The organism is Roseiarcus sp., from assembly GCF_052145395.1.
Classification (GTDB): Bacteria; Pseudomonadota; Alphaproteobacteria; order Rhizobiales; family Beijerinckiaceae; genus Roseiarcus.
Genome location: NZ_JBKQOT010000653.1, coordinates 1 through 5,504 on the forward strand (window position 1 = coordinate 1; position 5,504 = coordinate 5,504).

The following is a 5,504-nucleotide window of genomic DNA, read 5'->3' on the forward strand; positions in this document are numbered from 1 at the left end:
TGCCTAACAATTGCTGAGGCGCCGACGCTTCGCGTTCGACGCGCGGCGACGTGACAAAGCCCAAAGCCCCCCTTCGCCATGCGTCCGCGAATGGTTGCTGTTTGGGGACGGCGGGAAAGCTGCCGAGGGCTGACGAAGAACGCGAGGATCTAATTGGATCAATCGGCCCGCATCGCGTTGGCAAGAGCGGAGGGCTTGGCGCGACTCGGGGCCGACAGCGCCTGACCGAGCTTGTCCATGTAGATGAATACGACTGGCGTGGTGAAGAGGGTGAGCACTTGCGACACCAGCAACCCGCCGACGATCGCATAGCCCAGCGGTTGCCGGATTTCGGACCCGGTCCCGGTTCCGAGCATCAGCGGAACGCAGCGCGCACATGGTCGTCATCAGTATAGGCCGAAAGCGGAGGAGGCACGCGTGATGGATCGCGTCCTCAGAGGAAAGTCCGCCCTCGCGCTGCCCTTCGAGCGCCACGTCAACAAGCATAATGCCGTTTTTCTTCACAATGCCTATCAAGAGGATAATGCCGATAATACCGATCACGTCGAGCGGGCTACCGACCAGCATCAGGGTGACAAGCGCGCCGAGACCGGCGGAGGGCAACGTCGACAAAATGGTCAATGGATGAATCGTGCTCTCGTAGAGCATACCGAGGATGATATAGACCGCGAACAGAGCCGCGAGGATCAGCGGGGGCGTGGTGCTGAGCGAGCTTTGGAAGGCTTGCGCGTTGCCCTGGAAACCCGTGGCGATCGATGCCGGCAAGCGTAGATCGGCGGCGGCCTTTTGCACCGCTGAAACGGCCGCACCGATCGTCGCGCCCGGCGCAAGATTGAAGCTCAAGGTGACTGACGGAAACTGGCCCTGATGATTGATGACGACCGGAGCTGCCGCCGGCGTCAGGCTGGCGATCTGGCTCAAGGGGGTCATTGTGTTGTTCTGCGAGAGAACGTAGATGCGTTGCAGCGCATTGGGTCCAAGCTGATATTGCTGATTGACTTCCAGAATCACGTAATATTCGTTAAGCGCCGTGTAGATCCGCGCGATGTGACGCTGTCCGAACGCGTCGTAGAGGGTGGAGTCGATCGTCGCGGGCGTGATGCCGAACAGCGCGGCGGCCGCCCGGTCAATCTGAACCTGCTGCGTGCGGCCGGGCGCTTCCTGATCGCTGGCGACCGCCGTTAGTTCCGGCAGGTCCTGCAGCTTCGCGAGCAATTTCGGCGCATAGAAATTGAGTTCGTCCTGGTTGATGTCGACCAAGGTGAATTGGTACTGGGTCTTCGACAGGCGGCTGCCGATAGTGAAGTCTTGCGCCGCTTGCATATAGAGCGTCATTCCCTGCACTGGTTGCAGCGCGGTTGTGAGCCGGGCAATCACCTGATCGGCAGTCGCATTGCGCTGACCTTTCGGCTTCAGAGTGATGAAGACGCGCCCATCGTTCTCGGTGACGGTGGGGCCCCCGGGTCCGATATAGCCGACTGCTGAGGCGACGGCGGGGTCGCGGCTGGCGATGTCGAGGATCGCCTGCTGCCGCTGTTTCATCCCGTCGGGCGAGACATCCTGGGCCGCTTCGCTGATGCCGACAATGAGGCCGGTGTCCTGTTGCGGGAAGAAGCCCTTGGGAATGACGACGAACAGCGCGCCGGTCGCGGCCACGGTGGCGAGCATCACGCCCAGCGTGATCAAGCGATGCCGCAGAGCGACGATCAGAGCGCGATCATAGACGTTCACGAGCCAGGTGAAGAACCCTTCAAGCGCACGGGAAACCCGGCCCTCCTTTCCATGCCCCGGCACCGGCAGCAATTTCGCGCAGAGCATGGGAGTGAGTGTTAGCGAGACGATCACCGAGACCAGAATCGAAACGGCGACGGTCACGGCGAATTCCCGAAACAGGAGTCCGACCACGCCGCCCATCAGGAAGAGTGGGATAAACACCGCGATCAGCGACAGCGAAATCGACAGGATGGTGAAGCCGATCTCGCCCGCGCCGTCGAGCGCGGCTTGCAACGGCGACGCGCCGCCTTCGATATGCCTGACGATGTTCTCGACCATGACAATGGCGTCGTCGACGACGAAGCCCACCGCGATCGTGAGAGCCATCAAGGACAGATTGTCGAGACTGTAGCCTAGCACCAACATCACCGCGAACGTGCCAACGATGGAAATCGGCACCGAAATCGCAGGAATGACGGTTGCCCAAAGTTTTCGGAGGAAGAGTGCAATGACGCCGACCACGAGCGCGATCGTCAGGAGCAGCGTGAAGCGCACATCCGCGACGCTGGCGACGATGGTCTGGGTTCGATCGGAAACAATGTCGACGATCACGCCCGGCGGCAGCGACGCCCGGAGTTGGGGCAGCGCCCGTTTGATCGCCGCCACGGTCGACATGACATTGGCGCCGGGCGTCCGCTGAACGGCCAGCAAAATTGCCGGTTTGGTGTTGAGCCAACCTCCAAGAGTTCTGTCCTCGGGCGCCTTTATCGCCAGCCCGATGTCGTGGATGCGAATCGGCGCCCCATTGCGATAGGCTACGATTGCGTCGTCAAAGCCTTGGGCCGTCATCAGCTGGTCATTCGTTTTAAGCGCGACGGCTTGTTGACCCCCGTAGAGCAGCCCGGTCGGCTGAACGACGGTCAGGTTCGCGAGGGCGAGCCGGACCGTTTCGAAATCAAGGCCCATGGCTGCGAGCTGGGCCGGGTTGAGCTGGACACGGATCGACGGATTTTGTTCGCCGCCGACGGTTACGAGGCCGACACCCGGGACTTGCGAAAGCTTCTGCGCCAGGATCGAGTAGGCATAGTCGCTGACCGTCATGATCGGCAGCACGTCTGACGTGAGCGATATCAGCAGGATCGGCGTGTCGGCGGGATTGGTCTTGCGATAGATTGGCGCAGTCAGGAGCGAGACCGGCAATTGCAACTGCGTCGCGTTGATCGCCGCCTGCACGTCCTCGGCCGCCGAATCGACGGTGCGGCTGTGGTCGAATTGAAGCGTGATCGAGACGTATCCCGTGCCGCTGCTCGAAGTCATTTGCGCTAAGCCAGGGATCTGGCCGAATTGTCGTTCAAGTTGAGTGGTGACCGAGGACGCCATCGTTTGCGGATCCGCCCCGGGCATCTGGGCGGTCACCTGGATCGTCGCTGTGTCGATATTGGGCAAGGCGGCGACGGGAAGCAGTGTGTAGCTGACGATCCCGAGCGCGACGACCGCGACCATCAGCAGCGCGGTCGCGATCGGTCTGGTGATGAATCCGCTCGAGAGGTTCAAGGCAGCATCCCCGCGCTGGCCGTCGACGGGTTCGGCGCGTCGGACGGCTTCGCCGCGGCGACGACGGTTCCAGGCGTTAGCCGGTACTGACCCTGCACGACGACAGTTTCGCCAACTTGCAGCCCCTTCGAGATGAGCGCGACCGCATGCAGCCGCTGTGCAACTTCGACCGGGCGCGCTGCGACCCGATTATCAGCGCCGACAACATACACGAATTGCCCCCGATCGTTCTGCTGCAGAGCGTCCGTCGGGACCGTCAGCGCGTTAGCGACGACCGAGGTTGTGAGGTCGACGTTAACGAACGTTCCAGGCCAGAGCTGACGCTGCTGATTCGGAAATATCGCCTTGAGCTGAACTGTCCCGGAAGTCGGGGCCGCCTGGTTACTGATCGCCAGCAGCGTGCCGACATCGAGCTGCTTCGAACCGCTTTGATCATAGACCGTCGCTTGAACCGGGCCGCGCGCCATGGCCTCCTGGACGAACGCGATATCGGCGTTCGGCAAGATGAACACGACGCTGATCGGTTGCACCTGGGTAAGAACCACGATGCCGGTCGTGTTCGTTGGTTGGATCAGGTTGCCGATTTGGTTCTGCAGGATGCCGGTCACGCCATCGAAGGGCGCCCGCAGCGTCGTGTAGTCCAGCTGCGTCTGGTCGCTATTGATCACCCCCTGGTCGGTCTCCATGGCGGCCGCGTCCTGCGCAACCAGAAACTTCTGGTCGGCGACTTGCTGCATGGCGATCGAATCCTCTCTGCCAAGCGCTTGATAGCGCGCGAGATCGGACTGCGCTTGGGCATGAAGCGCGGTGTCCTTGGCCAGTTGTCCTTGCGCCTGCGCCAAAGCCGCCTGGTAGAGACGCGGGTCGATTTTGGCGAGGACGTCGCCGCGCTTGACCGCCTGGCCTTCGGTAAAATCGACCTCCTCAAGCACACCCGTCACCTGGCTCTGGATCGAAGCCATATTAAGCGCTTCAACGGTTCCAAGGCCGGAAAGCACGACTGGCTCGTCGTGCTGCTGCACCGGCGCGGTGACAACCGGGACCGGGGATGTGGCCGAGGGCGCCGACACGGGTTGGTCAGCGGACCTCCAATGGATGAAGCCGAACGCTGCGGCGGCCAAGGCGACGAAGCCTAGTACTGATTTGTAGGGCACGTGCATGCGGACCCTCTCTCGTCATCAGCTGCGACCCCGGTCCGCGGAAAAAGCGATGACCTTGGACCTGGCGAATTCATATTCCCCTGTATCCAAGCGGTCGGATCACGTCACAAAATGCTCCAATACCAAGAGCGAAATTCATATGTGTCAAGGTCATCATGGGCGGCGCTGCGCTCGATATAAATCCGATGTATGTTCTGCCCCTATCGCCTATTGGTTTAGGTCCGCGACCCTATCGGTTTAGGTCCAGATTTCTTCGCTGCGGAAATTGCGCGGCCACGAGGGGTGCGCGGAGCGGCGCCCGTCCGGCAACGGGCTGCGCCCACCTGTCCGGTCGCGGTAGTGACCGGTAGGGACGGGGACCGTCTCGATTTCGCGCCGTCGCCCTCTTCTGCGTCAATTCAGTTGACGTTCATAACGCCAGCTGAAGTTAACTTACACTATTTTCGTAGCTCTTCCATCATATACTGCTTGACCATCGCGTCTTGTTTGTTCGTGAATCCAACCTTTGTATACGCCCTTATCGGGGCGCGTCGCGGAGGTCGATTAATTGTGTTCGCCGAGCTGGGATCAGCCGTTGAGCTTGAACGAACCGCGCGGGAAGGCACGACGACGGCCGATCCGGTTCAATGAGGCCGTTTCGGCCAATCGTCATGTCTCTGCCTCATTCCCACGAGGTGTGCGGCAATGGTGGAGTTCTACGCGAGAGCAATCCAGTTGCGAGTGAAGTCCAATTGGGCCAAGCTCACGCTTAGATTGGAGCGTCAGCCTTGCCGATTAAGGGGCGAAGCCGAGGCGGACAGATACGGCCTTCCCTAGAACGCAAAGACGGCCCGACAATCGTGCTCCCGCTCTTCGAGTAGGAGGAACTTTTCGTGACGCCGCGAAGTGTGTCCAAAGGGATTGACTCGCCCTCTGAGTCGCCGGTCGTCCTAGGGGATGATGGAGCGCCCCATGCAATCGAATGATCTGAGCAGGTCCCTCGTAGTGCGGCGCGACAATCAGGATGAGAATCGCGCGACAATCAGGATGAGAATACGCCGCCGCGGGGATGACGAAGGAAGGGCGTAGCCCGACCGT

1 protein-coding gene and 1 pseudogene are annotated in these 5,504 nt (G+C 61.0%); both read right to left on the minus strand.

Translation table 11 applies throughout. The annotated features are described in order from the left end of the window. Positions 1-158: 158 nt before the first annotated feature. Positions 159-3,267: pseudogene (locus ACLP25_RS22530) on the minus strand (efflux RND transporter permease subunit). Continuing rightward, positions 3,264-4,388, minus strand: coding sequence for an efflux RND transporter periplasmic adaptor subunit (locus ACLP25_RS22535; protein ID WP_442471375.1), 1,125 nt, complete (start codon positions 4,386-4,388; stop codon positions 3,264-3,266). Before ACLP25_RS22535 ends, ACLP25_RS22530 begins: the two are co-directional and overlap by 4 nt. Between the last annotated feature and the right edge of the window lie 1,116 nt (positions 4,389-5,504).